This window comes from Flavobacterium sp. FlaQc-30 (assembly GCF_044005885.1).
In the GTDB taxonomy this organism is placed as follows: Bacteria; Bacteroidota; Bacteroidia; order Flavobacteriales; family Flavobacteriaceae; genus Flavobacterium.
In genome coordinates, this window is record NZ_JBIPCO010000003.1 from 18,110 (window position 1) to 33,806 (window position 15,697).

Here is a 15,697-nt window from a genome sequence, read left to right on the forward strand (position 1 = left end):
TGTCTCAAATGAAAATAGGATTAAAAATTTTGGCGTGCTTTATTCTTTTGATGTCTTGTAGTGAAGAACAAGTTGACGACACAGGAACGGCAGTAGTAAAAGGAAGAGTTGTTGACATTCGAACCTACGAAGGAATCGCAAATGCCCGGGTTTTATCGAGCCCAACAACAAGCACTGTATTCTCAGATAAAGATGGTTACTTTATTATGGAAAAAGTACCAGTAGGAAAATATTCTTTTCAAGCGCAGAAAGATGGATTTATTGCCAGATTTCAACCCGCTACTGTTGAAAAAGATGTTCCGGTAGAAATTATTTTTGAGTTAGAAGTATCTACAGCAAATAATAAACCACCTGAAATTCCTACGCTTACAGCTCCTTTGGATAATGCTACTTCTCAGGCTTTAAGTCTAGACTTAACTTGGACTTCAACAGATCCGGAAAAAGATCCAATGACGTTTCAAGTTACCGTTAAAAACGGAACGACTGATGAAGTTAAAACTTATTCTGATCTTAAGGCTACAACTTTAAAAATTACAGGTTTAGATTATAGTACAAAATACTATTGGCAAGTATCGGCAAATGACGGAATCAATAAACCTACAAATAGTGCAATAACTTCTTTTACAACATTAGCATTTCCAAATCCGAGATATTTGTATGTTAAAAAAGTAAAAAATAATAATGTCATTTATACCGCAGATGAAGCTGGAAATGAACTTCAGTTGTCACCATCATCAGTTAATAGTTATAGGCCGAGAAAAAATTTGAGTATCAATCGAATTGCTTACATAAGTTCTGACGGTTCATTAAATCAAATCTTTACCATGAATCCTGATGGTACAGATGTAAAAAAAGTGACCAACTTTATTCCAATCGCTGGATTTAATATGGATCATGTTAATTATTGCTGGAGCACCAACGGAAGACAGATAATTTATCCTAATTTCGATCAGCTCCTTCGTATAGACTCAGATGGTTCAGGTTTAGTCCAGATATTTAAAACCCCTAATGGTAAGTTTATATCAGAGTGCGAATGGAGTCAGGACGGAAGCCAGATTGTGCTAAAAGTAAATGACGCCTCGGGTTATAATGTCGAAATATATGCTATAAATATGGCTGGAGATGTCTTGTATCAAATACTTTCTGGAGAAAAAGGTGCTGCAAGCGGTCTTGGTATTACGATCGATAATAGTAAAGTAGTTTATACCAAAGATGTTTCTGGTTTCGAAAATTCGACTTACAGACGATTAGATTCTAGAATATTTATTTACACAGTAGCAACAAATACTTCGGCAGAATTAGACACTCAAAAAGAGAATGGTTTTAATGACTTAGATGTCAAATTCTCACCAAACGAAGCAAAAGTCATCTTTGTTAATACGTCGAATGATGGATTATCTGCTAAAAATATTCAAACAGCAAGTATATCCGATAGTTCAACAAGGACAACTCTATTCCAAAACGCAGCAATGCCAGATTGGAAATAAACTTAAAAGACCAATTTTTTCAAAATAGTTAATCAGGGGAAATCGGCAGAAATTAGTTTCTGCCGATTTTTTTGTGAATCATATAATCGAATAAGTCAAAGAATTAAAAAAAGGGATTATCTTTGCACCACATCAACACAAACTAATTTTCATGAGTTCAGATTCTAGCAAAAGATATGCACAAAGAGGTGTTTCGGCATCAAAAGAAGACGTACATAACGCTATAAAAAATATTGACAAAGGCTTGTTTCCGCAAGCATTTTGTAAAATTGTACCAGATTACTTAACGCAAGATTCAGAGCATTGCTTGATTATGCATGCAGATGGAGCAGGTACAAAATCATCTTTGGCATATATGTACTGGAAAGAAACTGGAGATATTTCGGTTTGGAAAGGAATTGCTCAAGATGCTTTAATCATGAATATTGACGATTTATTATGTGTAGGAGCTACAGATAATATTTTGCTTTCCTCTACAATTGGAAGAAACAAAAACTTAATTCCTGCTGAGGTTATTTCGGCAATTATAAACGGAACAGAAGAATTAATCAACGAATTAAAATCATTTGGAGTAACTATTCACTCAACAGGTGGTGAAACTGCCGATGTTGGAGATGTTGTTCGCACAATAATTGTAGACTCGACAGTTACGGCTCGTATGAAACGCAGCGATGTTGTAGATAATGCTAATATTAAAGCTGGTGATGTAATTGTTGGTTTAGCGTCTTTTGGGCAGGCAGCTTACGAAAAAGGATATAACGGCGGAATGGGAAGCAACGGTTTGACTTCTGCACGTCATGATGTTTTCGGGAAATATTTGGCTAAAAAATATCCAGAAAGTTACGATGCAGCAGTTCCAGAAGAATTAATTTATTCAGGTCAGGTTAGTTTAACTGATGAAGTTGAAAACAGCCCAATAAATGCGGGTCAATTAGTGCTTTCGCCAACTAGAACGTATGCACCAATTATCAAGAAAATTTTAGATACTTATACACCAAGCGATATTCACGGAATGGTGCATTGCAGCGGAGGCGCGCAAACTAAAATTTTACATTTCGTAAAAGATTTACACATTATAAAAGACAATTTATTTCCAGTTCCGCCATTGTTCAAGTTAATTCAAGAACAATCAAAAACAGATTGGAAAGAAATGTATCAAGTTTTCAACTGCGGTCACCGTATGGAAATTTATGTTCCTGAGAATATTGCACAAGATATTATTGCCATTTCGAAATCATTTAATGTTGATGCACAAATCGTAGGTAGAGTAGAAGCAGCTGATGCTAAAAAACTAACAATTACCAGCGAATACGGAACATTCGAATATTAAAATAATTCACCATATAAGTGGTATAAGTTCATTTTAGTTACTTTTCAAGCGATTTTAATATGAACTTATATCACTTATATGTTTTAAAAACACTTCATTATGTACGAACTGCTTTTTTGGAGATATTTAGACGAAATTTACCTAAACCATCATGAGGTTTACGAAGCTCTTGTTGAAAAAGAAGGAGTTATCGGCTTGGAGAAACTTCCTGTTGAGGTAATTATAAATCGCATTAATTCTGTTTTTTCAAAATGGGAAAGAATTGATGAAAACAGCTGGAAAAATAATGCAGGAAAAGGCGCTTTTCAAGTTATTACAACTCCGCAAAGTGTCAAAATAGATTGTTATGGCACCGAAGGAAAAACTATGAATCAATTGGTCGATTTGATGCTGGAATTTAAATGTCCGCTTTACGATCCGCAAGTTCCGGAGCGTTATGATGAAATGAGTGAATAAATTTTTTAGTTCAATAAGTTTATGAATTTCGTCGCGATAAAAGTTTTGCTAAAAACCCGAAGATTTTACAAAGAACAACCAAAAAGCAAACCATGACTGTTTCCAATTTTTCTTTTACAGATACTTTAGTTTTAGAAGATGAGGTTGTTTTATTACGATCACTTCAAGAATCAGATGTCGAAAATTTATTAGAAATATCGCTTAATGAACCTGAAACATGGAAATATTCGTTAATTGGTGCCGATGGTAAAGAAAATTTGATCAAATACATTCAGTTCGCTGTAAAAGCGAGAGAAAATCAAAAAGAATTCCCTTTTATAGTTTTCGATAAAAAAGCTAAAAAATACGCAGGTTCAACCCGTTTTTACGATATTAATCTCGAATATAAAACCCTGCAATTAGGGTACACTTGGTACGGTTCTGCTTTTAGAGGAACAGGACTTAATAAACACTGCAAGTTTTTACTGCTTCAATTTGCTTTTGAAACTTTAGGAATGGAGCGCGTAGAATTTCGTGCAGACAATAATAACGAAAGAAGTGTTGCCGCAATGAAAAGTATTGGCTGTAAAGTCGAAGGCGTTTTGCGCAGTCATATGCCAACAGCAAACAGTGATGTTCGTCGTGATTCTATTGTTTTGAGTATTCTTAGAAACGAATGGTTTGATGAGGTAAAAGAAAATCTAAAACAAAAGTTATAATTTTAATTTACCTTTTATCCATCCTTCAATAATAAATTTTGCTCTTTTCTTATTTTGACAACTAATTGGTCCATGTAAGTTTTTATTTTTTGAGGTAATAAGTTCCAATTTGCATCCTTTTTAAAGCTTCTGCAATAATCTAGATCACATTCTACAGCACGAATTACATACTTTTTGTTGTTGTAAACTGTAATGATTTTTACACGTCTTATTTCATCGTATTCCGTTCTTGTTCCGTAAACAATAACAGGATCTATATATTCGTCGCCGTCAAGATCTTTTGTGCTGCAGTATTTTGTCCAGAACCAAATATTGGTTTCTTTAGGATCATAATCTTCAAGTAAATCGTTGATTCTCCATTTTTCTAAAAATCCGCCATGATCATTAAGCACACAAATAGCTTTTATTTTTGTATTTAAAGTGTCTTTTTTAGATACAGCTTGTTGATTTTCGGTTAAAACCAAACCATAAACACCGCCTTTATCTTTATATTCAAATGCTCTATAGATTGGGAAATCTGAAAGCTGGTTTAGTTCTTTTTGAATTATTTGTTCTTTTGACAATCTGCTGCTTTCAGCCTTTTGAGAGAAACAAAAAAGAGAGTTTAAAACAAAGAATATAAAGAATATTTTTTTCATACATTGATTTTTATAAAAAGTAAAGGTATCGAGATAAAGTCAGAATAAAGACAAATATTTCATAGGAATTTACTATTCTGCGCAGCTCTAATTGTTTGATATATTTATTATTAACTCATTGCGTGCAAGCAATACTTAATTTTATCGATAATTCTAAAGGTTAAGATAGTAGAATTGACGTTGAATAAAATGATTTTTTTGGAGAAAGAATAATACATTTGAATAAATTAAGATTATTTGCAAATGAGCATTCAAAAAATTCCTTTAACAAAAGAAGAAAAAGTTATTCTTAAGAGCAGATTTAGAACACATATTTTTGCAATTATTTTTGTAGTTCTTCCCGTGTGCATTTTGCTATTTTGTGTAATCAAGAGTTTAATTGATCAAATTTTGTTGTCTAATTATGATTTCATGTTTTTTTTCGGATCAGCATTTGTAATTTTTCCTTCCTTTTTTTTCATCAAATACGTTGTACCTTTTTATACAGAATCTTATAAAAACAGTAAGCAAGAAAATAAGTGGGTAATAAAAACACGTGTTTTAAATGTCAAAACAAATTATGATAAAAGTACAACAGGACTTGGTTATAATAAAATTGAAAAGTTAAATGCTATTCATGAATTTACAACAGACCTTGGCTTCAGTATTAATTCAAATAATAGATTTATTGGTAATCCAAAAAATAGTTTACAAAATGCAATTGTAACTATTGGTTCAATGTTAGAAATTCATTGTCTCGATGACAATTGTACTCAAATTTTAGTTTTTAAGAAAATTGAATAATACCATTATTAAATTCTAAGTTATAGTTCAATGAACTTTTAATTTTGAATAATTACTCCCAACGGATCACGATTACTTTAAGTGAAAATTCGCTTGTCAAAAAGTAATGAAATTAATAAATAAGAAAAACTATAAAATGACTAAAATAAACTTCAAAAATTGTCTTTTCGGAATATCAATTTTGCTGCTCGTTTTTTCCAACACTATAAACGCACAAAAGAAAGCAAGCGGAAAACAAAATCTTATTCAATATGTAGATCCAATGATAGGAACCGCAAAAATGGGACATACTTACCCAGGTGCTACAGTGCCTTTTGGAAGCGTACAATTAAGCCCGGAAACTGATACGATTGCTTACAGTTTAAACGGAAAATATAATGGTGAAGTTTATAAATACTGTGCAGGCTATCAGTATGAAGACAAAACGATTGTAGGCTTTAGTCATACGCATTTCAGCGGAACGGGACATTCAGATTTAGGTGATTTTTTAATTATGCCTACAACGGGAAAATTACAATTAAATCCAGGAGTTGCATCAAAACCTTTATCGGGCTATAGATCGGCATTTTCTCATTCGACAGAAAAAGCAGAGCCGGCTTATTACAGTGTTTTTCTAGAAGATCATAAAATAAAAGCAGAACTTACGGCAACAACTCGCGTTGGAATGCACCAATACACATTTCCAAAATCTGATGAAGCACATATAATTCTGGACTTAACTTCTGGAATTTATAATTATGATAAAAAAAATGTATGGACTTTTGTTCGTATAGAAAATGATACGTTAATAACAGGATACCGTCAAACAAATGGATGGGCGAGAACCAGAACGGTTTATTTTGCTATGTCTTTCAATAAACCAATTAAAAGTTACGGACAGGCAGCACAAGAAAAAAGTGTGTACAGAGGTTTTTGGGGAAGATTTGATCAAACGAAAAACTTTCCAGAAATGGCAGGTCAGAACCTAAAATTGTTTTTTGATTTTGATACGAATGAAGGCGAAAAGATCAAAATTAAAATGGCTTTATCTCCTGTTAGTTCGGCTGGAGCATTAGAAAACATGAAAAAAGAAACACCAGATTGGGATTTTGAAAAAGTAAAAAGACAAAGTCAGGAAGTTTGGAATAAAGAATTGAATAAAGTTCAGATTGAAACCATTCAAAAAGAAGATTTAGTTAATTTTTACACCGCAATGTATCATGCCTTTTTAGGCCCGACCGAATACATGGATTTAGACGGAAATTACAAAGGTTTAGATATGAATGTTCACAAAGCCGAAAACTTTACCAATTATACCAGTTATTCACTTTGGGATACGTATCGTGCTTTACATCCTTTATTTAATATTGTTCAGCCAAAAAGAAATGCAGATATGGTAAGTTCAATGCTGGCACATTCAGATCAAAGTGTTCATAAAATGCTTCCAATCTGGTCGCATTATGCAAACGAAAATTGGTGTATGATTGGATATCATTCTGTTTCAGTTGTAGCAGATGCGATTGTAAAAGGAAATATTAATTTTGATGCTGAAAAAGCACTTCAGGCTTGTGTAAATACTGCAAAAGTGCCGTATTATGATGGATTAGAATTTTACATGAATAAAGGATATGTTCCAGAAGACAAAAGCGGTGCTTCGGTTTCTAAAACTTTAGAATATGCTTATGATGATTGGGCTATTGCACAAGCTGCGAAGAAATTGGGAAAAACAGATATTTATAATGAATTCATCAATAGATCGAAAAATTATAAAAACGTCTATGATGAAAAAACAGGTTTTATGCGTCCGAAACTAAACGATGGAACTTTTAAGAAAGAGTTTGATCCGCTTGACACGCACGGCCAAGGTTTTATTGAAGGAAATTCTTGGAATTACAGCTTGTACGTTCCGCAAGATCCTGCTGACATGATTAAATTGATGGGCGGAAATGAGAAGTTTAAAGTTCGTTTAGATTCGTTATTCAACATGCATCTTCCGGACAAATATTTTGAGAATACAGAAGACATTACAAGAGAAGGAATAATTGGGAATTATGTACATGGAAATGAGCCTTCACATCACGTTGTATACTTGTATAATTGGACAGATTCTCCATGGAAAGCTCAAGATAAAATTAGAATGATCTTGAAAAAAATGTACAGAAATGGTGCTGATGGTTTAGGAGGAAATGATGATTTCGGACAAATGAGTGCTTGGTATATTTTTAGCAGTTTAGGATTTTATCCAGTCGCTCCCGGTTCTGATGAATATGCATTAGGAAGTCCGTTGCTGAAAAATGCTGTTTTAAATTTAGAAAACGGGAAAACTTTCGAAGTAGAAACCGTAAACCAATCTGATAAAAATGTATTTGTGAGTAAAGTTCTGCTGAACGGAAAACAATTAGAAAAACCATTTTTAAAACATGCTGATGTTATGAATGGCGGGAAAATAACATTTTATATGAGCAGTAAACCGAATAAGAAACAATATTAAAATTAGTTTTATGTTTGTCACCCTGAGCGTAGTCGAAGGGCTTTTATAACGAAAATGGGCTTCGACTCCGCTCAGCCTGACAAAAGTTTGTAAATGAGCCAAACGGTGTAATATTAAAATTCGTGAAAATTTGCGTAATTCGTGGCTAAACAACAAAAAAGTTCACGAAATTTGCATTTCAAATATTAGAAAAATCATTATGAAAATAAATTTAAAATCAGGAATTGATAAACTGCTTTTCGGGATGAAGCAGAACGATGTAACAGCTGTTTTAGGAAAACCTGATAAAAACTATAACGACGAAGATGATAATGTGATTTTTGTATATAATGCATACAAAATGAGATTAACATTTTATCAAGAAGAAGACTTGAAATTAGGTTATATAGTGGCTTCTAGTAATGATTTAGAAGTTTTTGGCTTCAAGTTAATCGGAAGAAAAATTGCTGATGTAAAGAAAGATTTTGCTGCAAAAGGAATAACAAAATATACCCAAGAAACTTTTGATACGTTTGAGAATTATTTCAACGAAGACAATTGGTTTATTCTTCAAACAGAATTTGATGAAGTAGTGAAATTCGAAATTGGAGCAATCATCAATGATAAGGATGAATTTGCTTGGAAATTTCCAGTGAAGAAATAAACTCTTTTTTTGTCAGGCTGAGCGGAGTCGAAGCCCAACTCAGTGCTAATTTAATTTGCGATGGCTTCGACTTCGCTCAGCCTGACAAACCTTACAAACTATAGTATAAAAAAACCGACAATCACTTGTCGGTTTTTTTGTTTTCAGTCAAAAGGGAATTAACCTTTCAACCAAGCATTTTTAAGTTTTTCTTTTGAAGCATCAGTAGCTTTAAAAGTTTCAGATTCTTCGTAAGGCAGTTTTACTGTTCCTTTTATCGTTTCTTCTTTACCGCCGCGTTTAATTTTTAAAGTAATAGGATCGTTTTCTTTCCAGTTCTCACTTTCAGTTATTAGATCGTAGATATTATCTAGAGAGTAAGGCTTGTTGTTTACTGAAAGAATAATATCACCGCCTTTTAGATTTATATTTTTAAAGAATTCATTAGTTCCAATATCAGAACGAACTGCGATTTCTTTAGTCTTTTTATCTACACTAATGTATGGAGTTTGTCCTTTAATAAAAACTGGCGCCGCTTTTTTCTCAACGGCTTTAGTTACACCAACTTTTGCCAAATAAAAGTCATAAGGAATAGGAGTAGTTCCTGCTACATATTTGTTTAAAAATTCGCCTACTTCAGGATAAGTTAACTGCGTGATCTTTGCAAATAATTCATTATCATTAAATGGTTTATCAACACCATATTCACTAGATAATTTATGCATTAAATCAAGAATTCCTCTTTCTCCATTGCTTTTTTCTCTAATAATAATGTCAATACACATACCAATTAAAGCTCCTTTTTGGTACACATTTAAGTATTGATCTTTATAAGGCTGTTCTAAAACATTGGCACTCATTTTAGTAAAAGACATAGTATCATCTAAACTTTTAGACTGCTCAATTTTGTCTGCAATACGAGTGTAGAACTCACCTTCGTTAATTAAACCTTGATTGATTTGAAAAAGGTTGGCAAAATATTCTGTAACACCTTCGTACATCCATAAATGTTCAGACATTTTAGGTGCATTATAATCAAAATACTGGATTTCTTTTGAGTGAATAGTTAATGGCGTTACGATATGAAAAAACTCATGAGAAACGACATCTTTCATTGATTCTACCAGTTTTTCTTTTGGCATTGATTCTGGCAGTACAACAGTTGTTACAGTTGGGTGCTCTAAAGCTCCAAAACCGTGTGCATCATCTTTTGCTAAGGTTGATAAATACAATAAAACAGTATATTTTTTATTTGCATTTACTTTTCCTAAAAAGTTTTTTTGCGCCGTCATCATTGTTTTCATTTCCGGCGTGATGCTTTCGGCAGTAAATTTTCCAGTTGGCGAGTAAACAGCAATTAAAATATCCATACCATTTACATTAAACTCAGTATAATCTGGTTTAGAATACATAATAGGATTTTCGACTAAAACAGCATAACGTGGAGTTGTAAAAACATCGCTTGTTTTGCTTGGATCCTGATCTGTCATAGAAGTTGCTCCCCAAAGTGTTTCAGGATGTGTAATAGTAACTTTATAAGGAATCTCTAATTTGTCTTGAAAATACCCTACAAAGCCATGTGTATTTACTAAGAAATTAACTCCTGCATTGATGTTAGTACCTGCAGGCGAGAAAATATCATCATTGCCAAAACCAGTTCCTTTTTCAGTATCGAAAGTGTCATTAACTAAATACGTGATTTTTTTTAACGCTTTTGCATTCGAAATAGACCATGAATTATCGTCGATTCTTTTTACAGTTAAAGCGTTTCCTTTTGCATCAAAAGCTTTGAAGTCTTCTGAATTTTTTCCGTAGTTATCAGTTGAATAAGTTCCTGGAACCGTTTTCGGAATGCTGTAAACAATCTCGTCTGTTTTGATTTGAGGAGGAGTTACCGTTACTAAAACTTTGTCGTCTTTTACATCTACAAGATTGATGTTAACATCTACAACATTGCTTTTTCCTGCTGAAGTACTTCCAGTTTTACAGCTCCAAAGCGTTACAGCAAGAGCTAAAGTGTAAAGTATTTTTTTCATTTGTTTAAGTTTAGTTATTCGTATTTGACTAAAAAAAGTAAAATTGTTACAATAAAGTAAAAAATAAAAAAAAAACTCCTGACGCTCAGGAGTTTTAATTTAGTCGAATTTGTTTTTTATATAATATTTACCATCTAAATCTTCATCAAAATCATCAATTTTAACGGGTTTCGGTTTTGGTTTATTGGCAATGGCTTTCTTTTTCCACATCTCAAATTTTTCAAGAGGCATTTTCTTCTTCATGATTTCAAGAACTTCTTTTTCTGCCAACCCAAATTCTTTTTTTATGACTTCAAATGGATTTTTTTCTTCTAAGGCTAATGAAACAAGCTTCTCGGTTTGTTCCCAATTCAATTCTTTGCGGTTACTCTTTTTCATCTCGTGAAAATTAATTCAAAAATAGAGGTTAATGATTAATAGATTGATTTTCATTTTATGTATCAATATTAATAAAAAAAATAATTAGTTGGTTCGATCAAGTATGTTTTTTTTACTGTTTTTTTTCGGAATTAAAGGATCGCAATTTTTGAAACGGAATTTTTAATAAATTTCTTAATTGATTGTTTTCTTCAGGCAGCATATGTGTGTCGACTCCGTAAATTAACTCTTCTTTTGGTAAAGTGGTAAAAGTTCCAAATAGTCGATCCCAAACAGAGAAAATATTGCCATAATTGCTATCTGTGTAAGGCAGTACATAATGATGGTGTACTTTGTGCATATTTGGAGAAACTAAAAAGTAACTTAAGAAAACATCTAATTTGTTTGGCAGCGAAATGTTGGCATGATTAAATTGAGTTGCAATTACAGATAATGTTTGGTATAGAAAAACCATCCACATAGGACTGCCAACTACAAGAACGCCAAGAGTAGTAAATACAAATCGAATTATACTTTCTCCCGGATGATGTCTGTTTGCAGTTGTTGTATCGATCCAAGTGTCTGTGTGATGTATAATGTGAAAGCGCCACAGAAACTTTACTTTATGTTCAATAAAATGTACTAAATAAGCACCTATTAAATCTAATAAAAGCAGTCCGATAATGGTATACAGCCAAATAGGAATTTCGGGCAGCCATTGTAGAATGCCAAAATGATTTTCGGTTGTCCAGCTTGCAGTTTTTATTAGAATAAAAGCCAGTACAAAATTGACGATTATAGTGGTAAATGTTAGAAAGAAGTTGATTCCTGCATGCTGCCATTTGTGGTATTTCATTTGAAAAAGAGGAAAAGTATTCTCTATTATCCAAAAAAAGGTAATGCCTCCCACTAAAATTAAACTGCGATGCGATGATGGAATGGTGCTGAAATAAGAAATAATTTCGTTCATAACAAATTGGTTTAAATAGATTTGAAATGTTCTTTCTTTAAAAAAAGAGGAAACCAAATACTTGAATATCTGATTTCCTCTTAGAATGTGTTTTTTTAGCTGTACTATTTTTAAGCTTTTTTTATCAAGCTGATTATGAAAAGTAATACCCAAGCTCCTCCTATGGCAACAATAATCTGCCATAAAAGTCCGCCGCCGCCAATTCCGAGTTTGCCGGCAATCCAGCCGCCAACAAAACCGCCGATAATTCCAACGATAATATTACCAAATAATCCAAAACCTGCACCTTTCCAGATTTGACCCGCAAGCCAGCCTGAAATGGCTCCTATAAGTAAGAAATATAAAAATTCCATAGTTTTAAATTTAAAAGTTACAAAAGTTGAATTATGCTGCGTCGTGATTTTGCAACAACGATTTATAAATAAATCCAGCTACAATGGCACCTAAAATTGGGGCAACCCAGAATAACCAAACTTGAGAAAGAGGCTCGCCGCCAACAAAAATAGCTTGCGATAATGATCTCGCAGGATTTACCGATGTATTTGTAATAGGAATACTGATTAAGTGAATAAGAGTTAAAGCCAAACCAATTGCGATGCCGGCAAATCTTCCGTTTGCAAACTTATCTGTTGCACCTAAAATTACTAACAAGAAGAATAATGTTAGAACGAACTCAGCTATAAAAGCAGATTGCAGTGAATATCCATCAGGAGAGAATGCTCCATATCCGTTTGATGCAAAAGCACCTGCTTGTGTATTGTTAATTGCGTTTCCTGCTTTACCCGTCCAAATAATAAATAATGTTCCAGCAGCAGCAAGTGCACCAATACATTGCGAAATGATATAAGGTAAAAGATCTTTTGCAGGAAATCTTCCTCCAGCCCATAATCCAAACGATACGGCTGGATTAAAATGTCCTCCTGAAATATGCCCTACGGCATACGCCATTGTTAATACGGTTAAACCAAAAGCTAAAGCAACGCCCGCAAATCCAATTCCTAGATTTGGAATTCCTGCTGCAAAAAGTGCACTTCCGCAACCTCCAAAAACCAGCCAATAAGTTCCAAAAAATTCAGCAAATAATTTTTTCATAATTAAATAATTTTAGATTAATAGATTTGATTAATATTGGGTGTATTGATATGCCCAAAAAATCAAGACGATCTGTAAGGGCAAACGTACAAATAAAATCCATTTTGGTAAACCAAAACTTGCTTTTTTATTTTGATACATATACAAATTGGCAGGAAAAATTGCAATTAATAATGCAATAATTCCCCAAGCCGCAATATGTATCGAAAAAGAAAGTGTTAGAAGAATGCCTAATAGTATTTCGGCAGCTCCACTTAAAATATTTATTACTTTGGGGTTTTTGAATACAGGAGGTATAATTTTAATATACATTCCAGGATTTCTAAAATGATTTAGTCCTGCAAGTATATAAAGAATTGCCATCAAATATAAATGCCAAGGTAAATTCATGATAGATAGTAGTTTATCACGAATTTATAAAAAAATTAACAATTATAACATTACAAGGCGCTTTTTTTTAACGGTATATTAAAAGCTTATTTGCTGCGTTTAAAATTTACATTCATAATAATGATCGCCAGAATAATTAAAACAATTCCAATCCATTGAGAAAAAATCACTTTTTCATTCAATAAAACATAAGCCATCATTACAGAAACGGGTAATTCTAATGCCGAAACAATACTGCCTAATCCAATTCCGGTTAACGGAAAACCTAAGTTCAATAACATAGGAGGGATGATAGTGCCAAACAAAGCTAGAATGATTCCCCACTTAAAGAAAATATCAAGATTAAAAGAACCAGTCTGCGTAAAAAAAGCAAAGGAGAATATAATTACAGCACCGCCCAAAAGCATATATAAGCTTCGCTGAGCCGATGAAATTTCTGTAGCGACACGATTAGCAGTAAACATTGTTGTAGTAAAAGATGCAGCAGCTAACACACCCCAAACAATTCCGCGCCAATCTAGTGCAATATCATTATTGATGATATTAGTGGCTAAAACCGTTCCAACAAGGACAATTAAAACGGCAATAACTTTTTGTTTTGAAGGCAGTTTTTTTTCTAGAATCATTTCAAGTAAAACACCCATCCAAACAGTTTGCATTAATAACACGATACCTATAGAAACTGGTATATATTTTACTGCCAGATAATAAAATAAACTTGTCATTCCTAACGATGTTCCCGCAAGCATTAAACTGAATATGTTTTTTGATGAAGCTTTTACAACGGTTCCTTTGTTTTTTGCTTTTTGAAAAGCATTTATAAGCAAGATACCAAGTATACCAAGTATAAATTGAGAAGTTGTAACTTCGGCTGTTGTATATCCTTCAGTGTAAGCCATTTTTACGAAAGTAGCTAACATTCCGTAAGTTGTAGCTCCTAAAGCAACTAAAAATACTCCTTTTAATACATTGTTTTGTAACATCTTTATGATTTGTTTTGAAAAAATTAAGCGGGCAAAGGTAAGGTATTTTGTTTAGGAATTAATAGAAAATATACGCAAACGTTATCATTGTGCGTGTTTTGGTTTTTTATTTTAGTATTATTTTAGGGATTCTTCAGAAGGATATTTTTGGCAGAAATAAAAAAAGTTCCCAAAGATTTGAACTTTTGGGAACTTTAATTGTTATTTCAAAAAAGGAATTTGAAAGTATTATTTTGTTGGTTGATTTTGATAGGTTTCAATTTCAAAAATTAAAGTTGCATTTGGCGGAATTACGCCTCCAGCTCCTTTTTCGCCATAAGCTAAGTTTGAAGGAAGGAAGAAAATTGCTTTTTCTCCATCTGTCATCATGTCTAGAGCTTCAATAAAACCAGGAATCATACCATCTTTTTTACCAACTGTAAAAGGAAAAGCCTTGTATCCGCCTTGAGCATCTCTGTTTGCGTCGTATTTGCCATAAGCTTTTGCTACATTGCTCATGCTGCTGTCAAAAAGACTTCCGTCTTCAAAATAACCTGCATAATGAAAGTAAATTGAAGAACCTTCAGCACCTTTTACGCCAGTTCCTTTTTGTGTAATTACATATTTTAAGTTAGAAGCTGTTGTAGTTGCTTTAGCTTTTGTTGCTGCAAAGTAAGCAGCCTTATCTTTAATTACTTTTTGACTTTCGGCTTTTTTAGCTTCTTGTTTTTTTGCATCATCTGTAAGGACTTTTACCGCATCAAATTTTTTAGCAGCAGCACCTTTACGAGTAATAGTAATTTTTGTCATAATATCGTCTTGAACAATCTTATTTACATTATCCATTCCAGATACAACATGTCCAAAAATAGTGTGTTTACCATTAAGCCATGGAGTTTCTTTATGAGTAATAAAAAACTGGCTGCCATTTGTTGCAGGTCCAGAATTAGCCATTGCAAGAACGCCTCCTTTTTCGAATTTTAATTCTTCGACAAATTCATCTTTAAATGAATATCCAGGGCCTCCAGAACCATTTCCGTCAGGATCTCCTCCTTGAATCATAAAATCATTAATAACTCTATGAAATTTTAAACCATCGTAAAATGGTTTTCCTTTAAGTCTCTCTACTTTTACATTAGGATTTTTTCCTTCTGCAAGAGAAATAAAATTAGCCACTGTTACAGGAGTTTTTACATATTCTAACGATAGAACGATGTCTCCTTTTGTTGTAGAAATAGTAGCAAATATTCCCTCATCCGGGTTTGGTTTAGCAACAGGTTTAGCTGTAGGTTTTGCAGTCGTTACTGCTGGCTTAGCAGCAGGTTTTGCGGCTGGTTTTTTAGTGGTTTGCGCTTGAATATTTACAACCGCTAAACAAAATAAAAATAAAAGTTTAAACTTCATTG

General features: G+C 33.0%; 16 protein-coding genes. 7 read left to right on the top strand and 9 right to left on the bottom strand.

The genetic code is table 11. The features are described 5' to 3' along the window. Positions 1 to 8: 8 nt before the first annotated feature. The 4 genes from ACHRV0_RS08135 (at position 9) to ACHRV0_RS08150 (ending at position 3,971) form a co-directional block, all read left to right on the top strand. A complete protein-coding gene (locus ACHRV0_RS08135) occupies positions 9 to 1,487 on the top strand; it encodes a carboxypeptidase regulatory-like domain-containing protein (RefSeq protein ID WP_241686535.1) in 1,479 nt (492 codons plus the stop codon). A 151-nt stretch (positions 1,488 to 1,638) separates the two neighbouring features. Then, positions 1,639 to 2,817: an AIR synthase related protein gene (locus ACHRV0_RS08140; RefSeq protein ID WP_395440465.1), complete on the top strand. Its 1,179-nt coding sequence runs from the start codon at positions 1,639 to 1,641 to the stop codon at positions 2,815 to 2,817. Positions 2,818 to 2,916: 99 nt separating this feature from the next. Further along, positions 2,917 to 3,273 carry a hypothetical protein gene (locus tag ACHRV0_RS08145; protein WP_089055166.1) on the top strand — a complete coding sequence of 119 codons (357 nt, stop codon included), beginning with the start codon at positions 2,917 to 2,919 and terminating at the stop codon, positions 3,271 to 3,273. Positions 3,274 to 3,365: 92 nt separating this feature from the next. Continuing rightward, positions 3,366 to 3,971, top strand: coding sequence for a GNAT family N-acetyltransferase (locus tag ACHRV0_RS08150; protein WP_395440466.1), 606 nt, complete (start codon positions 3,366 to 3,368; stop codon positions 3,969 to 3,971). 14 nt (positions 3,972 to 3,985) lie between these two features. On the opposite strand, the gene ACHRV0_RS08155 is transcribed toward ACHRV0_RS08150, so the two are convergent. Then, entirely contained in the window at positions 3,986 to 4,609 is a 624-nt protein-coding gene (locus ACHRV0_RS08155; protein ID WP_395440467.1) for a M949_RS01915 family surface polysaccharide biosynthesis protein, read from the bottom strand. A gap of 243 nt (positions 4,610 to 4,852) precedes the next feature. Between ACHRV0_RS08155 and ACHRV0_RS08160 the strand changes: the two genes are divergently transcribed. The 3 genes from ACHRV0_RS08160 (at position 4,853) to ACHRV0_RS08170 (ending at position 8,505) form a co-directional block, all read left to right on the top strand. After that, on the top strand, positions 4,853 to 5,392 hold the full coding sequence (locus ACHRV0_RS08160) for a hypothetical protein (protein ID WP_395440468.1): 540 nt from the start codon (positions 4,853 to 4,855) through the stop codon (positions 5,390 to 5,392). Between the two features lie 136 nt (positions 5,393 to 5,528). Continuing rightward, entirely contained in the window at positions 5,529 to 7,862 is a 2,334-nt protein-coding gene (locus ACHRV0_RS08165) for a GH92 family glycosyl hydrolase (protein WP_395440776.1), read from the top strand. 199 nt (positions 7,863 to 8,061) lie between these two features. After that, positions 8,062 to 8,505: a hypothetical protein gene (locus ACHRV0_RS08170; RefSeq protein WP_089056530.1), complete on the top strand. Its 444-nt coding sequence runs from the start codon at positions 8,062 to 8,064 to the stop codon at positions 8,503 to 8,505. Positions 8,506 to 8,663: 158 nt separating this feature from the next. Here the strand turns inward: ACHRV0_RS08170 and ACHRV0_RS08175 are convergent, their stop codons facing one another. The 8 genes from ACHRV0_RS08175 to ACHRV0_RS08210 form a co-directional block, all read right to left on the bottom strand. Next, a complete protein-coding gene (locus tag ACHRV0_RS08175) occupies positions 8,664 to 10,520 on the bottom strand; it encodes a peptidase M61 (protein WP_395440469.1) in 1,857 nt (618 codons plus the stop codon). Between the two features lie 99 nt (positions 10,521 to 10,619). Further along, positions 10,620 to 10,898, bottom strand: a complete 279-nt coding sequence (locus ACHRV0_RS08180; RefSeq protein WP_089055159.1) for a DUF2805 domain-containing protein — start codon at positions 10,896 to 10,898, stop codon at positions 10,620 to 10,622. Between the two features lie 112 nt (positions 10,899 to 11,010). Further along, the gene (locus tag ACHRV0_RS08185) at positions 11,011 to 11,847 is read right to left on the bottom strand and encodes a sterol desaturase family protein (RefSeq protein ID WP_395440470.1); all 837 of its coding nucleotides are present in this window, start codon (positions 11,845 to 11,847) and stop codon (positions 11,011 to 11,013) included. Positions 11,848 to 11,957: 110 nt separating this feature from the next. Further along, positions 11,958 to 12,200 (bottom strand): GlsB/YeaQ/YmgE family stress response membrane protein, encoded by a 243-nt coding sequence (locus ACHRV0_RS08190; protein WP_395440471.1) that lies wholly within the window; start codon positions 12,198 to 12,200, stop codon positions 11,958 to 11,960. A gap of 31 nt (positions 12,201 to 12,231) precedes the next feature. Next, positions 12,232 to 12,939: an aquaporin Z gene (gene aqpZ / locus ACHRV0_RS08195; RefSeq protein ID WP_129024128.1), complete on the bottom strand. Its 708-nt coding sequence runs from the start codon at positions 12,937 to 12,939 to the stop codon at positions 12,232 to 12,234. Positions 12,940 to 12,969: 30 nt separating this feature from the next. Beyond that, complete coding sequence (locus tag ACHRV0_RS08200) at positions 12,970 to 13,329, bottom strand: DoxX family protein (RefSeq protein ID WP_395440472.1); 360 nt, start codon at positions 13,327 to 13,329, stop codon at positions 12,970 to 12,972. Between the two features lie 86 nt (positions 13,330 to 13,415). Further along, positions 13,416 to 14,312 carry an EamA family transporter gene (locus ACHRV0_RS08205; RefSeq protein ID WP_129053611.1) on the bottom strand — a complete coding sequence of 299 codons (897 nt, stop codon included), beginning with the start codon at positions 14,310 to 14,312 and terminating at the stop codon, positions 13,416 to 13,418. Positions 14,313 to 14,540: 228 nt separating this feature from the next. After that, a complete protein-coding gene (locus tag ACHRV0_RS08210; protein ID WP_395440473.1) occupies positions 14,541 to 15,695 on the bottom strand; it encodes a peptidylprolyl isomerase in 1,155 nt (384 codons plus the stop codon). Positions 15,696 to 15,697 lie beyond the last annotated feature (2 nt).